Consider the following 15,612-nt stretch of genomic DNA (forward strand, 5'->3'; position numbering starts at 1 on the left):
CCACGCGCGTTGAGCGGCCTCGCACGCCCAGAGCCGGCCCACGCGCCCCCGAGCTGGCCCAACGCACCGCGAGCCGACCTAGGAGGGGCGCACCTCGGTGGACGCGGTCTTCATCGCGATCGCCGTCACCGGCCTGCTCCTCATCGGCCTACGCCCCCTGGCCTAGGAGGCGCGCCGAGCTGACCCATGCACCGCGAGCCGATCCAGGCGCGGCACCAACCCATGCGCCGAGAGCCGACACACGCATGCCGAGCTGGCCCGTGCCCGCCAGTCGGCCAGCCGCCCGTGGCGACCTGCGACCTGCGGCCTGCGGCCTGCGGCCTGCGCCGGCCAGCCGTACACGCCCGCCCGGCGCTGGCCGGCCGCACACGCCCAAGCAGCCCACATCCTCAGCCGGCCCGTATCCTCGGCCAGCCCACAACCTGAGCCCACCCGCCGCCCGAGCAGCCAGCCCACGCACGCCCACTCAGCCCGGGCAGCAGCCTTGGCAGTCGCCTAACCGGCCCGCAGTCTGAGCAACCGGTCCACGTACGTCCTGGCGTGCTCCGGACCGATCGGCCGATTGAAGAAGATCGCGTGGTAGTAGATCGGGGCCAGGACCACCTCAATGAGCTCCAACAGCCCGGGCGGGTCCTCACCACGCTCCCGCGCCCGCGCCAACATGACCTCGAGCTGCACAGCCCGCTCCGCCATGAACGTCTGGTAGTCCTCACTGCGCGTGCTGACCTGGGCCGCCCGCACGTACAGGTGGCCCAGCGGACCCGCCACGTCGGCCGCCGCCTGCATCGCGTACGCCTCCAAGTCACCACGCAGCGACCCCGTGTCAGGCACCGGCGAGCCTTTCGCGAGCTGCTCGGTCACCGCGTCATCCACCAGCGCGGGCAGCGTCCCCCACCGACGGTAGATCGTCGCCTGGTGAACACCCGATCGCTCGGCAACCCGGGCGATGCTCAGCGTGTCCCAGTCCTCCTCGCGCAACAGGTCGATGACCGCGTCATGGACGGCCGCACGGACCTTCGCGCTGCGACCGCCGGGCCGCCGTGCGGGTTGCATGCCCCCACCTTAACGCGAGGCCTCTTGCATTAGGAGCTTCCATCATGTTTACCTTGAAGCGAAATTCTTCGCGTTAAGGGGGCGGACGGGCACCTCGACCGACGCTCCGACGAAGGGAGCCGTACATGAACCGTTCTCTGATCAAGGTCGCCCTGTGGGACGTCCTGCCGCCGGTCGCCGCGTACTACGCCTTACGCGCCCTCGGCGTGAGCGAGCACTTCGCCCTGCTGGGCGCCTCCCTGACAGGCTTCGCGCGCACCGCCCACGTCGGGATCCGCGAACGCAGACTGGACGGCTTCGCCGCCTTCATGTGCCTGATCTTCGGCCTCGGGCTCGCACTCGCCTTCCTCACCGGCGACGAACGCTTCATGCTCGCCGTCAAGTCCGTCACCACCGGCGTGATGGCGGTCGTACTGGTGGCCACCTGTGTGGCGCGCCACCCGGCGGCGTACGGGATGGCCAAGCGCTTCGGCGCCGACGACGCGGCCACCGCGGCCCGTTGGGACGTGCTCTACCAGGCGGATCCGAAGTTCCGGCGCGTGTACATGGTCATGACGCTCACCTGGGCCGCCGCCCTGGTGACCGAGTCGGTCGTGCGGATCCCGCTGATCTACCTGCTCCCGGTGGACATCATGGCGGGCCTGTCGTCGGCCCTGCTGATCGGCACGCTGACGCTGGTGGCGATATGGAGCGCCTGGTACGGCCGCCGCGGCGAACAAGCCGCCACAGCCCACCATCAGGCCACGTGACCTCACCCTCCACCCGCCCACACGACCCGTCCTCGCGCCCGTTGACCCCCGCCTGCACCGACCCTTCCTCGCGCCCGTTGACCCCCGCCTGCACCGACCCTTCCTCGCGCCCGTTGACCCCCCACCCGCACGGCCCTTCCTCGCGCCCGTTGACCCCCCACCCGCACGGCCCTTCCTCGCGCCCGTTGACCCCCGCCTGCACCGACCCTTCCTCGCGCCCGTTGACCCCCGCCTGCACCGACCCTTCCTCGCGCCCGTTGACCCCCCACCCGCACGGCCCTTCCTCGCGCCCGTTGACCTTCCACCCGCCCGCACACCAACCTCCGCCCAGGCACACAGCCGTCCCCCGCTCGCACACCGTCCACGCAGGCACACAAGACTCCCCACCCGCCCGCACACTCCTCCGCATAGGCGCACAAGACTCCGGACCCGCCCGCATGCCACCTTCGCCCAGCGTGCACACGACCCTCCACCCGCCCGTACGCCACCCTCCGCCCAGGCACACGTGACCTTTCCGCCCAGGCGCACCAGGGGTCAGAAGGCATAGCGTCCCGAATCGACTTCGCCCGACCGCACAGGGTCAGCCCGGGAGGGCCCGGACGACATAGCGCCCAATCGCGCTTCCCTGGAGCACACCGAGGGCCAGGAGGCGTCACGAGCGATTGCGAAAGCAAGCCCTTCCCAGTGCCACACAGGCGTCGGAGGACATAGCACCTGACGACACTTCGCCCGACTGCGCAAAGGGCGGAATACGTCATGACCGGCTGCGCGACCAGAACCTTTCGCCCGGCCACCCAAGCGTCGGAGGACAGGGGGTCCGAATTCACTTACCCAAACCACATAGAGGCCGGAAGACGTCACGACCAACTGCGCAAGCAGAACCCTCCATCCGGGCTGCACAAGCGTCGGAGGACAGGGCATCCGAGTTCACTACCCAAACTACAGAGGCCGGAAGACGTCACGACCAACCGCGCGAGGAGCATCCTTCGCCGGGACACTCAAGCGTCGGAGGGCACGCCATCTGAATGCACTTGCCCAACCCGTACAGGGGATTGAAAGGCGCCACGACCGGCAGCGCGAGCAGCGCCCTTTGCCTGGCCGTGCAGGGGGGAGGGGTGTCGCGTCCGGCTGCGTGAGCCGTCGCGCGAACAAGTGTGAGGAGGGGCGCACATTCCCGTTAAGCGCCGGGTGCGAATATCGGCCACCCGGCTACGGAGATCGATTTACAGGGGTGGGAATGTGCGGCTGGGTGGGGTCCCGGGGCGCGCCGCGACGCGTCCCCGGGAGCCCGAATCAGACTGTCCGTCAGTAGCGAGCGCCCCAAGGCCAGTAGTAGCCCCAGTCACCGTTCCAAGGCCACCAACCGTGGGCGGTGTCCCACTTGTAGGGCCACTCCCAGTGGTGGTGGTGCTTGTGGCTGTCGTCGTCGTTGTCGTCGTGCCTCTTGCCGTGCTTCTTCTCGTGCCGGTCGTCGTCGTAGGAGTCGTACTTCTTCTCGTCGCTGTCCGAGTCGTACTTCTCGTCCTCGTCCGAGTCGTACTTCTTCTCGTCGTCGTAGGCGTCGTACTTCTCGTCGTCGTAGTCGTACTTCTTCTTCTCGAACCCGTCGTTGCGCTTCTTGTCGTAACGGGCGGAGTCGTACTCCTGCTGGTCGTAGTCCTTCTCGGACTCGTCGTAGTCGTATGACTTCTCCGACTCGTCGTAGTCGTAGGACTTCTCGTCGTGCTTCTTGTCGGACTTCTTCTCGTCCCGGTCGTACGAGTCGTAGTCCTTCTCGTCCCGGTCGTAGGAGTCGTAGTCCTTCTCGTACTGATCGGCGTCGTACTTCTTCTCGTCCCGGTCGTAGGAGTCGTAGTCCTTCTCGTACCGGTCGGCGTCGTACTTCTTCTCGTCCCGGTCGTAGGAGTCGTAGTCCTTCTCGTACCGGTCGGCGTCGTAGTTCTTCTTGTCGTAGTCGGCGTAGTCGTACTTCTTGTCGTCGAACTTCTTGTCGGACCAGTCGGCGTCGTAGGAGTCGTAAGACTTCTCGGAGTCGTAGGACTTGTCAGACTCGTCGTAGTCGTAGGACTTCTCGTCGTGCTTCTTCTTGTCGAAGTCCTTCTCGTCCCGGTCGTAGTCCTTCTCGTACCGGTCGTAGTCGTCCTTCTTCTCGTCGCTCTCGTAGGAGTCATCCTTGTCGTAGGATTCCTCCTTCCCGTACGAGTCGTAGTCCTTCTTCTCCTGGTCGTACGAGTCGTAGTCCTTCTCGTCCCGGCCGTAGTCCTTCTCGTACCGGTCGTAGTCGTCCTTCTTCTCGTCGCTCTCGTAGGAGTCATCCTTGTCGTAGGATTCCTCCTTCCCGTACGAGTCGTAGTCCTTCTTCTCCTGGTCGTACGAGTCGTAGTCCTTCTCGTCCCGGCCGTAGTCTTCCTGCTGCTTCTCGTCCTTGTGCTTACGGTACGAGCCGTCGTACTTGTCACAGGCGCCCGCATCGCGGCGACCGGCGTACACGCCCGTCTTGTCGATCCTCAGCGTGCTCCAGACATCGGACACGCAAAGGCCGCCCTGGGCAGCACTGGCCGGGCCGGCCAGCCCGACAAGCGCGGCAGCGACGATCAACGCACCACCGGCTCCGGCTGCTATGAAGTTACCTTTCATGATCTCCCCCCGTTATCACGAAGTGACTTTGTCACTCTAAGTAGTTATCACCGTAACGCGGCGTAACGGCACGCCCGGAACCTCTCGTCACTTTGTCGACCTCCTCAACCAAGATCGCTCGGGTATGTCCTCAGCTGACGACACATGCGGCCAGTTGGGAGTTGATGTCGATCTTGGGAAGATCGTTCCCAAGGGTGATAGCTCTTGGTTATGGCCGCAGGTCTTGGACTTGTGGGGCTCGGGCGCCACATCATCGCCACCATGACGACGCGACTTCTGGGCGTGCGGGGGACGGTGGTGGCGACGTCACTCGCCGCCTGCGCGCTACTGGCGATCGCCTGCGGGACCCCCGCCACCGCCCCCGCCGCCCCCTCCGCCGCCGCTCCCTCCACCGCCGGCCTCGCGCCTGACCCCACTACTGCTGCTCCCAGCACCTGCCTCACGACCGCCCCCGCCACCAGCCCCACCACCGACCGACCCACCTCACCCAGCAGCGCCTCCGACCGATCAACCTCGCCGCGGCTCACCACCGACCGATCCGCCTCGCCAGGCCCCGCCGTCAGTGGCTCCGCATCGCCGGGCCTCGCTAACTGCCCTGCGGCCAGCCCCGCGACCAACTCGGAGGCTGGCCCTGCCACCAACTCGGAGGCTGGCCCTGCCACCAACTCGGAGGCTGGCCCTGCCACCAGCTCGGAGGCCAGTCCCGCGACCAGCTCGGAGGCCAGTCCCACGACCAGCTCGGAGACCGGCCCTGCCACCGGCGCCGCCGCGAGCCCCTCTGCCAGCGTGGCCGCGTCGTCGAGCGCTGCCGCTGATGTGCAGGCGGGTGTGGCGCGGGAGGTGCGGGCCTACGTCGACGCCGTGAACGCCCGCGATCTGGACGCCCTGGTTGCCGCCTTCGGCCCGGACGGCGTGGTCATCGACGTCACTCGTCCCATACGCGGGCACGACGCCATTCGCGAGTGGGCGCGCGCAGAGGTGATCGGCGGCACCCTGAAGGTGGTCTCCATAGCCGAGCGGCGGTCCAACGGGCAGAAGCTGCTGGTCCACTGGGCCCCCGCGGGATCCGGGGGGTGGCGGGCGTACTACGACTTCACGGTCTCCGGTGGACGCATCGTCCGGGCCGATCTGCAGTACGCCTGATCTCGGGCGCACAGACTTCGACCCCGGCGCTCCGAGGTCAGGCCTCACGTCTCAGGCCCAGCCCCCTGGTCTCAGGACCCACGGCTGCGGCGAGGTCTAACGGGTTCACGCTCCGGTACGTCATGGGCCATTACCGCGACAAGGGCTACGGCATGGGTTACCGCGTCGCTCAAGACGCTGGTGGATGCCCGGCAGTGCGGCACCGTCATCGCCGTCGGCGGCGGTGCCGGTGGCCACGTCCGTGATCAGGCGGGGCGCGTCCGCCTCGCAGGTCTCGGTTACGTGCAGGGTGTAGCCGACCCAGCCCTGCCCGCGCTTGACCCCGTAGCGGGCCTGCAGGTCGTGCGGGCTGGCCGTGCGCTGTGCCCCTGGCGGCAACTCTGCGCCTTCGCGGGCATGCACGCCGCGCTCGTCGCGCAGGTACTGCTCATCCCCGCAGCGGCGCAGCGCCGCCAGGGCGCAGATCAGGGGCAGCCATGCCGGCGCCTTCGCATCCTCGATCTTCTCCAGCAGGAAGAAGCCGTCCTCGCCCACCTGCCTCAGCCATTGCTCGCGATCGGCACCGGGCAGTTGTCCGTGCCAGGAGTCGATCCGCTCCCCGTAGCGGCGCAGCCACTGCTCCTCCTGCCCAGCCAGCACCTCCTCCCAGCCAGGACGGGTGCGCGGCGGCCAGGGCCTCCAGCGCCGTGCGCAGCACCTCGCCGACGAACTCCATCCGGTTGAGCAGCCGCACATCGGCCAAGACCTTGGTGGAATCCGTCCGCTGCCGTCCGCGTGGGCGCAGCAGCCCGCGAGCGGCGGCCGCCTCCAGCACCGCCTCGAAGATCTTCTCCTCCAGGCCGTGCTCGGCCAGCCGGGCGCGGAAGTCGCTGAGCACGCTGTGGTCGATCCCCGGGTCTGTCAGCTCCAGCCCCAAGAGGTATTTCCAGTCCATCCGGGCTCGCACCGCCTCGGCCGCCTGCCTGTCAGAGAGGTTGTCGGCGTACTGCAACACCGACACCGCCGCCAGCGCGCCCGGCGAGATGGCCGGGCGCCCGTCGGCTGGGAACGCCTCGGCGAACCGTTCGCCGGAGAACACCTCGCCCAGCGCATCACGCAGCCACACCGTCAGGGTGCCCTTTGGGGAAGGCCGCCGCGACCACCCGGGTCGTCAGCTCGGGCACCTGTCGCCCACGTCGCTTCTCCAGCATCGATCTCGTCTTCCTCGCCCGTGCGCCGCCTTTCACCATCAGTGTCGATTTGATAGCTCAATGAACACAATGGTGGTAATGAGAGATCCCCAACGGGGTCGTAAACGCCCGGGGTTCCACGCCAGATCCTGCTGAACAGCAAGCTGCCGCGCCCGGCCCGCCCGCGCCCGTGGCACTACGTCATCCTCGTGCTCAACTTCCTGTTCTTCGGCTTCTTCTTCGTCAACTTCATCGCCGACTTCATCGGGGATCCACTGGTGACGTTCTGACGAGGAAGACGTCGCCGTTGCCCGGCGCGTCGCCGCCCTTGGGGGCGCCGTAGGTCAGGCCGGTGATCGCCACCTCGCCCGACGGGGTGGCGGTCGCGTACAGGTTGGGCTCGGCGAAGGCGTCCACGCCGTCGTCCCTGGCGGTGCCGAGCTGGGCCGCGGCGCGCTGCCGGCCCTTGCTGTCCAGGCGCAGCGTCAGAACGTCGGCGCCGCCCGCCTGTACGCCCACCCGGCCCCGGGTGTAGCCGGCGACCTCGACCTCGCCGCCCGCGAGCGGGACCACGGCGGCGCCGGCCTCGGCAAGAGGGGTGGTGAGGGTGTGCTGCCAGCGCTGCTTGCCCTGGCTGGTGTAGGCGGCGGTGTACGCGTCCCCGCCGACGCCGCCCGTGGCCACGACCAGGCCCGTCGTGGTGACGGCCACCGCGTTCAGCCGGTCGCTCGCGGTGCCGCCCGCCGTGGCGACCCACTTCCTGGTGCCGTCCGCCGTGAACGCGGCCAGCCATCCACCGGGCGTGGCCGTGCCCGCCCCAGTGGTCGCCCCAGAGCCCGGCCCATTGGTCGGCCCCGCAGTCGGCCCCGCAGTCGGCCCCGCAGTCGGCAGGGCGGTTGGCAGAGCGGCACTGGCGCTGCCGGTGACGTAGACGTTCGAGGCGTCCGCGGCGACGCCATAAGCCTTGTCCTCGCCCACACCGCCGTACTGACGGATCCAGGCCACCTCGCCCCCCGCGCTGAGGCGAGCGAGAATGGCGTCCTTGTCGCCGGCGTTCGCGCCGTCCAGCGCGCCCTTGGTGTAGCCCACGACGTACGCGCCGCCATCGGGCGCGGCGGTCAGGCCGTAGAGGCGGTCGGCCACGCCCGGCACGCCGAACTGCGTGATCCAGCGGACGGCCCCGCCCGCGTCGAGGCTGACCACGAACGCGTCGTCCGTGGCGTTGCCCGCGTGCCGCCCGTCCAGGTCGCCCTTGGTGTAGCCGGCCGCCAGCACGCCGCCGTCCGGCAGGGCCGCCACGCCGTACAACCGCTCGTCGGCCGCGGTGCCGAGCTGCCTGGTCCAGCCGCCGACGCGGGTGAGGACCGCGTTGCCGCCGGCCGCGTACCCGATGGTCAGGGAGCCGTCCGCGTGGGCCGCCACTCCCCCGGCCCAGTCGGGGCCGGCCGTTCCGTACAGCGGGGCGGGCAGGCCGGTCGGCGGCGTGACGCTGAGGCCCGGGCCGAGCTCGGCCATGGCCTGCTCGAAGGCGGGCTCCCACACCGTCCAGTCGTGGCCGCCGTCCAGGACGCGCAGCTGCGCGGAGAGCGCGGACGAGCGCCGGGCGGCGTTGTAGAGGGCGGCGGACTCGAAGTCCAGGTCGTGGCGGGCGTCGGCGGGGTCCGGGTTGGCGTACTCGTCGTCGCCGACCGCCACGAACAGCCGCACCGGCAGATCGGGGTCCAGCTTCGGCAGCAGGGCGGGGTAGTTGAGCTCCCGGTAGACCTCGTCGGAGAACTTCTCGCCGTCCTTGCCGAACGCCCCGTAGTCGCGGGCGGAGGAGTCGGACGGCGGCAGCGGCGTGTAGACGGCCGGGCTGAGCACGGCGGCGGCGCTGAACAGGTCCTGGTGCGCGAGCGCGAACCGCAGCGCGCCCGCGCCGCCCATCGAGTACCCGCCGACCAGGCGGGCCTCCCTGATGGGCGCCGTACGGTACGTCGCGTCCACGTACGCCACCAGGTCCCTGGTCAGGGCCGTCTCGATGGGCCTGCCCGGCAGGTCGGCGCCGGTGTAGCGGGAGTCGGCGTACCAGCCGCCGCGCTCACTCCAGGGGGCGTCCGGCATGACGGCGATGACGGGCGGGATGCGCTTGGTCCGGATCATGTCGTCAAGCAGGGTCTTGACCCGGGTCCACGCCTGCATGGTGTCGCCCCGCCCGTGGAGCAGATAGAGCACGGGGTGGCGGTCGGTGCCGCGGTCGTAGCCGGCGGGCAGGTAGACGTTGAAGGCGATGTTCTCGCCCAGGGCCTGCGACGGGGCGGAGCCGGTGGCCAGCGTGCCGCCCGTCCGTACCTCCGTCTCGCCCGGAGCGGCCAGGAAGGTCAGTGACGCCAGGACGGCGAGCACGGCGAGCCAGCGGGGTTTGCGCATCGACCGCTCCCGTAAACGTTTACAGTACGCACCTTGCGGTGTTTCGGGAGAGTTTCGTGGGGAAGGTGTGGCCGTGTCAACCGCCTACCGGCGGGGGCGCGCCGGGCGGGTGACCCGGCGCGCCCCCGGCTCAGCGGCGGAACACCTCCAGCAGCTCCTCCGCGCGCTGCGTGCGGGCGATCCACACCTCGCGCCCGCGCCGCTCCCTGGTGATCAGCTGGGCGGCGCTCAACCGGTCGCAGTGGTACGTGATGCTGCTGGGCGCGACCTGCATGCCGGCCGCCAGCATGCTCATGGTCATGGGCTGCCCGATCGCGGTGAGCAGGGCCGCGCGCACCGGCCCGACCAGCGCCGACAAGTCGTCGAGCGCCGGCGCGACGGGCCGTTGCCACAGCGTCTCCGCTCCGGGCACCGGGTACGCGATCCAGACGGCCTCGTCGTGGTCCAGGCTGACGATGACCGCGTCCTTGCCCGCCAGCATCGGCACCAGGACGATCCTGCGGTCGCCCAGCTCGAACGTGCTCGACTCCACGTCGGCGATGAGCAGCCCGCGCTCGCCGTACATGATGCGGCTGTTGAGGGCGCCGAGCAGCAGCTCGGGGCCACCGCGGACGGTGGCGACGCCGACCCGCCGGACCTCCCTGTCCAGCAGGGCGCGGGCCCGTCTCCATACCGGCTCGGTGGTGTTCCAGACGGCGCCGAGGGCGGCGGCGTAACCGTGCAGCCAGCCGGCGGGCCGCTCGGCCGCCGAGCGCCAGTGCGCGGGCAGCGCCCCCTGGCCGAACGCCTGCTCCAGATCCTTGATCAGGTTGTCGGGCGGGAGGTCGCGCAGGGCGCCGATCTGGGCCTGCACGGAGATGTCCCCGCCGATGGGGGTACGCGGCACGATGCTGTCGGGGACCACCGAGTAGCCGGGGGCGGCGAGTGGGCGTACCGCCTGGTGCCCCTGCGGGCTGACCCGCGAGCTGATCGCCTTGCGCCAGAGCTCCGGAAGGCCGCGGCGGCGGCCCGCGAGGGCGTCGGCGATCATGGCGAGCGCGGTCAGGTGGGGGGAGATCGAGATGGACAGCTGCGGCGCGGAGGTGATGCGCAGTTCGCTCCACACAGTGGTGCTGATTACGACGGCTCCTTCAGATCGAACTCGATCGGGTAACGATCTTCAACCTAGTGCCGGTGCTTTCGTCCCACTTAAAGCCTGGTTGCACGGTTACGATCACGGAGCGCTTCGCCTCAAGCACCCACCGCGGCCTGCGGCAACCGGGAGCGCCGGTCGCCGCAGGAGCCGCTAACGGGTCACCAGTCGCCGCCCTCCTCCTCGTCCCCCTCGAAGATCTCCTCGACGATCTCGCCCGCGACGAGGCCACCCACGACGCCCGCGGCGCCGGCGGCGGCCACCGTGCCCCAGCCCGGACCGCCGCGGTGCTCGTCGTAGTGCCCGCCGTGGTGCCCGCCGTGATGCCCGCCGTGGTGATGCGGGTCGTAGTGGCCGCCGTGGTGCGGGTCGTAGTGCCCGCCGTGGTGGGCCGGCCCGTAGTGGGACAGGCCGTCCAGCCAGCGGCCCAGCTCCCCCGTCCAGTCGGTACGCAGCGCGTCGTCGTGGCTGACGTGGAAGCGGCCGATGGCGTCGCTCGACGAGAAGCGGCCGGTACGCTTGTCCGCCTCCAGCACCACCTCGAGCCCCGCCGGGTCAGCCACGAACGTCACCTCGACCTCGCCCACCTGGCCGGCGTAGTGGCCGGTCGGGTAGAACTCGATCTCCTGGTAGAACGGCAGCTGCTGGTGCACCCCGTACAGGTGACCGGCCTCCAGGTCGGCAGACCTGAACCCGAACCCGAGCCCCAGGAACGCCTCCAGGATGCGCAGCTGCGACGGCAGCGGCTCGATCGCGATCATGTCGAGGTCGCCCTTGTCGACGGCCTTGGCGATGGCCAGTTCCGTACGCACGCCGACCGCCATCCCTGTCAGCGGCTGCCCGCCGATCTCGCTGATCGGCGCCTCCCACGGCACCGGCAGCTCGAACCCGATGACGCGGTCCTCCCCCTTGCGCAGCGTGAACGGCCCGGAGACCCGCGAGCTGGCGAACTCGCCGAGCCCGCCGTGCTCACTGTCGCCGTGCTCGATCTCGACCCTTGCCACCAGGCCGAGGGTGACGTGCTCGATCTCGGCGTCGAAGTCGCCGCCCTTGAGCCGTACCTCCCCTCGCAGCGTGCCGCCCGGCTGGGTCCGCGGGGTGGACAGCACGGTGTCCACCGAGGGCGCGCCGACGCCGAACGCTCCGAGCATCCGTTTGAAGACCACGGCTCTGTTCTCCCTGTTGAAGATCGGGTTGGGTTGTCTGCCGCTGGCCACAACGATCAACGCCGTCCCCCGAGTTCCGGAGCCCGGTTTCCCCGGACGCTTTGCCCCGCTTTACACCGAAGCCGCCCATCCAGCCGCCGAGATCAGCGCCGTCTGGTCGCGCAGGGAGCCGAGCATGGAGACGAGCAGCGGGTCGCCGCACCCGGCCCGCCGAGGGCGGACATCACTCACCTGGCCGATGTCACACTCCGGTCGCCGGCCACCTCTCAGGAGGCATGACACAGAACACGATCCTGGTGACCGGCGCGACCGGCGCCATCGGGCGCCCCCTCGTCGAGCTGCTCCTCGCCGAAGGCGCCAAGGTCCGCGCCGTCAGCCGCGCCCCGCACGGCGCGCGCCTGCCCGCCGGGGCGGAGGTCGTCGAGGGCGACCCGGCCAGGCCGGCCACGCTGGCCCGGCACCTGGACGGCGTCACCGCCGTCTTCCTGCACCCGCGCGCCATCGGCGACGCGGCCGGCGAGCTGCTCGCCCTGGCCAGGGAGCGCGGCGCGACGCGCGTGGCCGCCCTGTCGGCGATGAACATCGACGACCCGCTCGACCAGCAGCCCTCCCGCTACCGCGGCGACCGGAACAAGGAGGCCGAGACCGCCGCCGCCGGCAGCGGGCTGAGCTGGACCAGCCTGCGGGCCGGATCGTTCGCGTCCAACGCGGTCAACGCCTGGGGCGCCCAGATCCGCGCCGGCGACACCGTCCGGTACGTGTACGCGTCGTTCCAGGAGGCGCCGCTCGACGACCGGGACCTGGTCGAGGTGGCCGCCCGCGCGCTGCTCACCGGCGACCTGGCCGGGCGCCGGGTCGAGCTGACCGGACCGCGGTCACTGACCCACGAGGAGATGGTGCGGGTCATCGGCGAGGCGATCGGCCGGCCGCTGCGCTTCCAGGAGGTCCCGCCGGAGGCGGCCGAGCGGGCCATGGTCGGGAACGGCCTGCCTCAGCCGTTCGTACGGGCCCTCATGGACAGGTACGCCAGGGGCGGCTCCCGGCCCCACCCTGTCACGGAGGAGGTGACGAAGATCCTCGGCCGCCCCGCGCGGACGTACGCCGAGTGGGCGCAGGACCACGCGCGTCTTTTCCTGGATAACGATTAGCTGTGAACCCCGCTCCCGATGTGCCCCTTTTTGGCCACCCATGGAACGCTACAGACGGTATACCAGTGGCGAGGATCAGGTGAGTATCGGGTGGCATCGACTAGCGGGGGATCGATCTTGCGGAGGCTCGGCAGAGCGGGCGTCTTAGCGGCCGCGATGGCGCTGGCCATGACCGGCTGCTCCGCCGCCGGGCCCGCGGAGCAGGGGACCACGGGCGCCCAGCAGGAGCAGCAGCAGTCTCCCGCCGCGTCCCAGCCGCCGCCCGAGGCGCCGCCGAAGGTGGACGACGGCTGGCCGCGCTGGGGCTTCACGCACACGGGCGTCAGCGCGAACAACATCACCCCCCAGTTCGAACGCGACGTCGCCGGACGGCTCTCACAGACCCCGATGCTGCAGAACCAGCACATCATGGGGTTCGGGGCGCTCAACCCCGAGCCCTACCCGGGGCAGTACTTCTGGGAGGATCTCGACAGCCGGATCAACCTGATGAGGGAGTCCGGCGGCGTCCCCGTCGTCACGCTCTGCTGCGCCCCCGACTGGATGAAGGGCGGCCCGCAGGGCCCCACGGAGGAGTCGGCCTGGGCGGAGCACCTGGAGGACGCCCCCTACCCCGAGCACTTCGACGACTTCGCCAAGCTGGCGGCGGCCGTGGCCACGCGGTACAAGGACGTCCAGTACTTCATGGTCTGGAACGAGTTCAAGGGTTTCTGGCGCGACCACTCCAAGCCCGCCGACTACAAGGGCTACACCGAGCTGTACAACAAGGTGTACGACGCGGTCAAGCAGGCCCGGCCCGACGCCAAGGTCGGCGGCCCGTACCTCGGCTTCGACAGCAACAAGGGCGGCGACTCGGAGCTGCGCGGCGACTGGGGGGTCGTCAACCAGAACGTCCTGGACGCCTTCACCTACTGGTTCGAGAACAAGAAGGGCGCCGACTTCGTCGTGGTGGACGGCGCCTCGCCCACCGACGCGCACGAGCTGCTGCCCGACGAGTTCGGGGCGCTGGCGAAGTTCGGCGCGGTCACCAAGTGGCTGCGGGACAAGGTCGGCGACCTGCCGGTCTGGTGGTCGGAGTGGTATTTCGTGCCCGAGGACGGCACCACCTGGCCCGAGAACAAGCGGCTGGCGGTGCAGGCCGCCTCGATGATCGAGTTCGCGCGGAGCGGCGCCGCCACGGCCCTGTACTGGAACCCGCAGACCAAGGACCGCGACTGCCGGCCGTGCCTGTGGGACCCGCGCAGCGGCGCCGAGACGGACACCGGCCGGCTGCTGGCGAACTTCGTCAAGTGGTTCCCCGCCGGGGCCGAGCTGGACCAGGTCACCTCGTCGGACTCCAAGGTCAGGGTGCTGGCGCAGCCGGAGCAGCTGCTGCTGGTCAACACCGCCGACTCCGGCGTGACCACGACCGTGGACGGCAAGGAGTACGCGCTCAAGGCGTACGAGATCAAGTGGACCGGCCGCTGAGGGGTCGCGACCCTGGGGTGACGGCTTTCAGGAACCGCCCTGCCCGCGCAGCAGGGCGAGGGCGGCCTGCTTGGCCGTGGCGGCGGCGTCGCGCTCGCCGTGGTGGTCGGCCAGCACGGTGGCGCCCTCCACCAGCATGAGCAGCTGCCGGCCCAGGACCTCCGGCTGCCGGGCGCCGGCCCGGCGGGCGATGCCGGTCAGCAGGTCGAGATGGCGGTCGAGGTGCCGGGCGGCGACGGCGCGCGGGACCCCCTCGTGCCACTGGGCGGAGGCGTTGACGATCGCGCAGCCGCGGAAGGCCGGCTCGGCGTACCAGCCGGCCAGCGCGTCGAAGACCGCGGCGAGCTGGGCGGCCGGGTCGTCGCCGGCCGCCTGCGCGGCCTCGCGCAGCCAGCGTACGACGTGGTCGCTGCGGGCCTCGAGCACGGCCTGGACCAGCCCGTCCTTGGAGCCGAAGTGCCGGTAGAGGGTCTCCTTGGACGCGCCGACGGTCGCGCACAGCTCGGCCACGCCGATGCCGTCGAGGCCGCGCTCGTACAGCAGGCCGGTGGCGGCGCGCAGGATGGTCGCCCGGGTCTGGACGGGGTCGAGGGACGCGCCTTTGGGTACGGGCATGCGTCAGATGGTACCGGCCGGTTCCAAGTCTCTGCTAAGTTTCCCGTCGAAACGACCGGTTCGATGATCTACGGAGACCCCGGGTGACCGACGTGTACGACCCTCCCGCCAGCACGCCCGCCGTCACGTTCGAGAGCGGCGGCCACCGGCTGCTCGGCGTGCTCCACCTCCCGGCCGGGCCCGGACCCCATCCGATCGTGGTGCTGCTGCACGGGTTCCCGGGCAACGAGCGCAACTTCGACCTGGCCCAGGCGCTGCGCCGGGCCGGCTACGCGGCGCTCGTCTTCCACTACCGGGGCTCGTGGGGCGTCGGCGGCTCCTGGTCGTGGCGCCACGTGCTGGAGGACGCGGCCCGCGTGGTGGAGTCGGTACGCCTGGACGCCCGGCTGGATCCCGAGCGGCTGGGCGTGGTGGGGCACAGCCTGGGCGGGTTCGCGGCGTTGATGACGGCCGCCGCCGATCCGGCGGTCCGCGCGGTCGCCTCGGTGTCGGCGTTCGACCTGAGCGCGGGCGCGGCGGCCTGCCTCGCGGACCCGGCGGCGCGGGAGGGATTCCTGCGGGACTGGGAGGGCGAGCTGCTGCCGCTCCAGGGCACCAGCGCCGCGGCGCTGGTGGCCGAGATGGAGGCGGCGGGGCAGGAGTGGAGCCTGGCCGCGCTCGCGCCGCGCCTGGCCGACCGGCCCGTGCTGCTCGTCGGCACGGGACGCGACCCCGTCACGCCCGCGCACACGCACCACGATCCGCTGGTCCGGGCCTACGAGGCGCACCCGGTGCCACGGCTGGAGCACCACCTCTTCCCCACCGACCACGCCCTGTCCGACCACCGGCTGACCCTGGCCCGCACGGTCATGGACTTCCTGGACCGCACGCTCCGCCCCTGATGCCCTATGGTGAGGTTTCGGAAAAGATCTATACTTTTGTCCGAAA

At 70.4% G+C, this 15,612-nt stretch carries 12 protein-coding genes and 1 pseudogene; 5 read left to right on the forward strand and 8 right to left on the reverse strand.

The features are described 5' to 3' along the window. Positions 1-495: 495 nt before the first annotated feature. Complete coding sequence (locus tag HD596_RS54530; protein ID WP_185077267.1) at positions 496-1,053, reverse strand: TetR/AcrR family transcriptional regulator; 558 nt, start codon at positions 1,051-1,053, stop codon at positions 496-498. 125 nt (positions 1,054-1,178) lie between these two features. Between HD596_RS54530 and HD596_RS54535 the strand changes: the two genes are divergently transcribed. Then, on the forward strand, positions 1,179-1,802 hold the full coding sequence (locus HD596_RS54535) for a VC0807 family protein (protein WP_185077268.1): 624 nt from the start codon (positions 1,179-1,181) through the stop codon (positions 1,800-1,802). 1,305 nt (positions 1,803-3,107) lie between these two features. Here the strand turns inward: HD596_RS54535 and HD596_RS54540 are convergent. Next, a complete protein-coding gene (locus HD596_RS54540) occupies positions 3,108-4,334 on the reverse strand; it encodes a midas domain-containing protein (RefSeq protein ID WP_185079480.1) in 1,227 nt (408 codons plus the stop codon). Between the two features lie 366 nt (positions 4,335-4,700). Between HD596_RS54540 and HD596_RS64435 the strand changes: the two genes are divergently transcribed. Then, complete coding sequence (locus HD596_RS64435; RefSeq protein WP_185077269.1) at positions 4,701-5,582, forward strand: nuclear transport factor 2 family protein; 882 nt, start codon at positions 4,701-4,703, stop codon at positions 5,580-5,582. Positions 5,583-5,702: 120 nt separating this feature from the next. Here HD596_RS64435 and HD596_RS54550 read toward each other — a convergent pair whose 3' ends face one another. From HD596_RS54550 to HD596_RS54570, 5 genes and pseudogenes are all read right to left on the reverse strand, one after another. Beyond that, positions 5,703-6,221, reverse strand: coding sequence for a hypothetical protein (locus HD596_RS54550; RefSeq protein WP_246555478.1), 519 nt, complete (start codon positions 6,219-6,221; stop codon positions 5,703-5,705). 226 nt (positions 6,222-6,447) lie between these two features. Continuing rightward, positions 6,448-6,687: pseudogene (locus HD596_RS66075) on the reverse strand (transposase); the annotation flags it as partial. Positions 6,688-7,012: 325 nt separating this feature from the next. Further along, the gene (locus tag HD596_RS54560; protein ID WP_185077272.1) at positions 7,013-9,160 is read right to left on the reverse strand and encodes an alpha/beta hydrolase-fold protein; all 2,148 of its coding nucleotides are present in this window, start codon (positions 9,158-9,160) and stop codon (positions 7,013-7,015) included. A 130-nt stretch (positions 9,161-9,290) separates the two neighbouring features. After that, entirely contained in the window at positions 9,291-10,265 is a 975-nt protein-coding gene (locus HD596_RS65380; RefSeq protein ID WP_185077273.1) for an ArsR/SmtB family transcription factor, read from the reverse strand. A 188-nt stretch (positions 10,266-10,453) separates the two neighbouring features. Next, entirely contained in the window at positions 10,454-11,458 is a 1,005-nt protein-coding gene (locus tag HD596_RS54570; protein WP_185077274.1) for a sporulation protein, read from the reverse strand. 275 nt (positions 11,459-11,733) lie between these two features. Between HD596_RS54570 and HD596_RS54575 the strand changes: the two genes are divergently transcribed. Together HD596_RS54575 and HD596_RS54580 are read left to right on the forward strand one after the other, a co-directional pair. Continuing rightward, the gene (locus HD596_RS54575; protein ID WP_185077275.1) at positions 11,734-12,606 is read left to right on the forward strand and encodes an NAD(P)H-binding protein; all 873 of its coding nucleotides are present in this window, start codon (positions 11,734-11,736) and stop codon (positions 12,604-12,606) included. Positions 12,607-12,723: 117 nt separating this feature from the next. Further along, positions 12,724-14,070, forward strand: a complete 1,347-nt coding sequence (locus HD596_RS54580; protein ID WP_185077276.1) for a glycoside hydrolase family protein — start codon at positions 12,724-12,726, stop codon at positions 14,068-14,070. A gap of 27 nt (positions 14,071-14,097) precedes the next feature. Here HD596_RS54580 and HD596_RS54585 read toward each other — a convergent pair whose 3' ends face one another. Further along, on the reverse strand, positions 14,098-14,685 hold the full coding sequence (locus HD596_RS54585) for a TetR/AcrR family transcriptional regulator (protein WP_185077277.1): 588 nt from the start codon (positions 14,683-14,685) through the stop codon (positions 14,098-14,100). Positions 14,686-14,768: 83 nt separating this feature from the next. Here HD596_RS54585 and HD596_RS54590 point away from each other — a divergent pair, with 83 nt between their 5' ends. Next, complete coding sequence (locus tag HD596_RS54590) at positions 14,769-15,566, forward strand: alpha/beta hydrolase family protein (RefSeq protein WP_185077278.1); 798 nt, start codon at positions 14,769-14,771, stop codon at positions 15,564-15,566. Positions 15,567-15,612 lie beyond the last annotated feature (46 nt).

It is taken from the genome of Nonomuraea jabiensis, assembly GCF_014204795.1.
GTDB lineage: Bacteria > Actinomycetota > Actinomycetes > Streptosporangiales > Streptosporangiaceae > Nonomuraea > Nonomuraea jabiensis.

Coding starts and splice junctions, on each gene's coding strand:
- HD596_RS54575 (WP_185077275.1), top strand. CDS start 11,734: ATGACACAGAACACGATCCTGGTGACCGGCGCGACCGGCGCCATCGGG.
- HD596_RS54560 (WP_185077272.1), bottom strand. CDS start 9,160: ATGCGCAAACCCCGCTGGCTCGCCGTGCTCGCCGTCCTGGCGTCACTG.
- HD596_RS54530 (WP_185077267.1), bottom strand. CDS start 1,053: ATGCAACCCGCACGGCGGCCCGGCGGTCGCAGCGCGAAGGTCCGTGCG.
- HD596_RS54535 (WP_185077268.1), top strand. CDS start 1,179: ATGAACCGTTCTCTGATCAAGGTCGCCCTGTGGGACGTCCTGCCGCCG.
- HD596_RS64435 (WP_185077269.1), top strand. CDS start 4,701: ATGACGACGCGACTTCTGGGCGTGCGGGGGACGGTGGTGGCGACGTCA.
- HD596_RS54585 (WP_185077277.1), bottom strand. CDS start 14,685: ATGCCCGTACCCAAAGGCGCGTCCCTCGACCCCGTCCAGACCCGGGCG.